Source organism: Sphingomonas sp. SAFR-052 (assembly GCF_051965015.1).
In the GTDB taxonomy this organism is placed as follows: Bacteria; Pseudomonadota; Alphaproteobacteria; order Sphingomonadales; family Sphingomonadaceae; genus Sphingomonas.
On sequence record NZ_JBQCMO010000033.1, the window covers coordinates 1 to 2,122 of the forward strand.

At 55.7% G+C, this 2,122-nt stretch carries 2 protein-coding genes; both read left to right on the forward strand.

Annotated elements, in window-relative coordinates; translation table 11 throughout:
* Positions 1-1,040 precede the first annotated feature (1,040 nt).
* Positions 1,041-1,181 (forward strand): hypothetical protein, encoded by a 141-nt coding sequence (locus ACTHQV_RS19200; RefSeq protein ID WP_440492318.1) that lies wholly within the window; start codon positions 1,041-1,043, stop codon positions 1,179-1,181.
* Positions 1,178-1,885: a type II toxin-antitoxin system death-on-curing family toxin gene (locus tag ACTHQV_RS19205; RefSeq protein ID WP_440492319.1), complete on the forward strand. Its 708-nt coding sequence runs from the start codon at positions 1,178-1,180 to the stop codon at positions 1,883-1,885. Before ACTHQV_RS19200 ends, ACTHQV_RS19205 begins: the two co-directional genes overlap by 4 nt.
* The last annotated feature ends 237 nt before the right edge of the window (positions 1,886-2,122 follow it).

Sequence of the window (2,122 nt, forward strand, 5' to 3'; positions counted from 1 at the left end):
CACCTACGCCCGGCAATGGCGGCGGAGACGACAATGCACTAACTAACATGCCGGACCACCCGCTGGGGGCTGTTCAGTCGTGCTGATGCGCGCGTATGATGTCAACCTAGAGGACGGAACGCTCGCGATTGTCCTATTCGCTCGAAACATTCAGGAGGCATGCGATCTCTTCTGTGATCATCACTTAGCGGTGTTTCAAGCAATGCCGGGTGCCTTCCATATCAAACGGCGGACGATCGCGCAGGAAGCTAATCCCGACGCATTGCGCAATGCTATACGACGGGGGGTCGCTGGAATCGTTGTCAGGGTCGACAATGGATGGCAAATTACTGGGCCATGATACCCATATCTAACGCCAAGTTTAGGTTGAAAAACCGCTTAGATATTTTTCTGCCCTACATGGAGTTTTTCAAAAGTCCCACATTTCTGCCGTTTTCTAGGTGCGGTTAAAATCTGTCATGGTTGAAAAAAGTTGATCTAGTTTGCCCGATTAGTTCGGTATCGGCCGTCAGATTTAAACTTCACCTCATCCAGTTTCCGAAAAAAAGGCGCTTGGGGTCCAAGTTCGGTAGACGGCGAGATTGCTTGTTGAGGTAGATGGCGCCGTCGCGATCGTCGGGGAACGGCAAGTGGAGGTGAGGGGTGTCAGTAAGCCGTTCCTTGGCTCGTCGCGATCGAAGCCATCCGGTAAGCGAAAGATCTCGTGTAAGGCTGCGCCGTATCGGACCGGCAATCACGTCCCACTGCTGGTAAGCGACAGAGCACATAATACAGGTAAAATTGCCTCCGCTTAGATATAGAAGGCAGCTGTCCCCACCCTCGAAAAACCAAGGGGCAGCATCCGGTTTGGGTCATCTTCCGGCGGACCATGACGCAGTTAATCGGTCCCACAGTTGCTCCGATGGCAAAACGACGGGTAGCGCCATTCGCCCGCATGGGTTGCACGCTGATTTAACGATTTGTCGTCTACTTTGGTTGACACCAAAGGTCGCGATACGCATTGTCATTGCAAAGCTAACGCAAACCCGAAGGAGGGCATCATGGCTGAAGTTATCGACCGCCCGACCACGCGACGTAAAGCGCGTCCGGTGTTGCGGACCAATGAGCAGGTGGACATCAAGGCGGGCTACGAGCGCGTCATGGACCGGTTCCCGACTATCATGGCTAGGCTCGCTGAGTGAGTGGTGAGCCACGGTGGCTCGAAGCTGACGAGGTAATCCAACTCAATCGCATGATCGTCGCTGACACAGGCGAGGATCATATCGTCAAGGACAGGGGGCTTCTCGAAAGCGCTCTTGCCCGACCTCGACATCTGCTTGCCTTGTCCGCTGATGAGCCCGACGCGCTGGAGATGGCGGTGTCGATCCGCATAGGCATCTCGCGGAACCACCCGTTCATCCAGGGCAACAAGCGCACTGCCTTCGCGGCGATGGAAATCTTCCTATACCATGCCGGCTACGAACTGCGCGTGCCCGACAAGGTCGAGATCGCCGACTTTCAGGTAGCCGTCATCGAGCATCAACGGACCGAAGAGGATTTCCTGTTGATGCTCGATGAGCATCTGTACGAGCGGTCTGCATTCACCAGCATGCTGACGTCCCTAATTAAGAACCCAATCGGCGGAGGCGCGATCAGCGCGATAACGATTGCCCACGGCGGCGTCGTAACCAACGCACTGAAGGCGGGCAGCGGCGAGGCCAGCCCTGTCTATATGGCTATCAAGGAAGCCGAAGGGATTGCTGGGATGATCCGTAACCCAATCACGGGGATGGTCCGTAATCCAATCACGGGGATGGTCCGTAATCCAATCACGGGACTGCGTCCCGGCAAAGACATATTCGGCCCTTCGAAGAAAGATAGCGGACCAGACGACGAGGAGGCGTAGCGCCCCTGTGGATGGCAGGAGCTAAACTTGCCGCCCCGCCTTTTTCTTCTGCGATCGCATCCCATGGAACAGGAGCGCGACTCCACGGGGGGGGGCATACCCAGATTTCAATGTTCAGTGCCCGGTACCTATAAAATGATGAGTGAGGAGTACAATGAGCATGACGTGACCCCAGTCTTTCATCCAGCTGCGACCAGAGACCGACCGTGGTTGTCGCGCATGAGCGCGGGTGAAGCA

Coding starts and splice junctions, on each gene's coding strand:
- ACTHQV_RS19200 (WP_440492318.1), top strand. CDS start 1,041: ATGGCTGAAGTTATCGACCGCCCGACCACGCGACGTAAAGCGCGTCCG.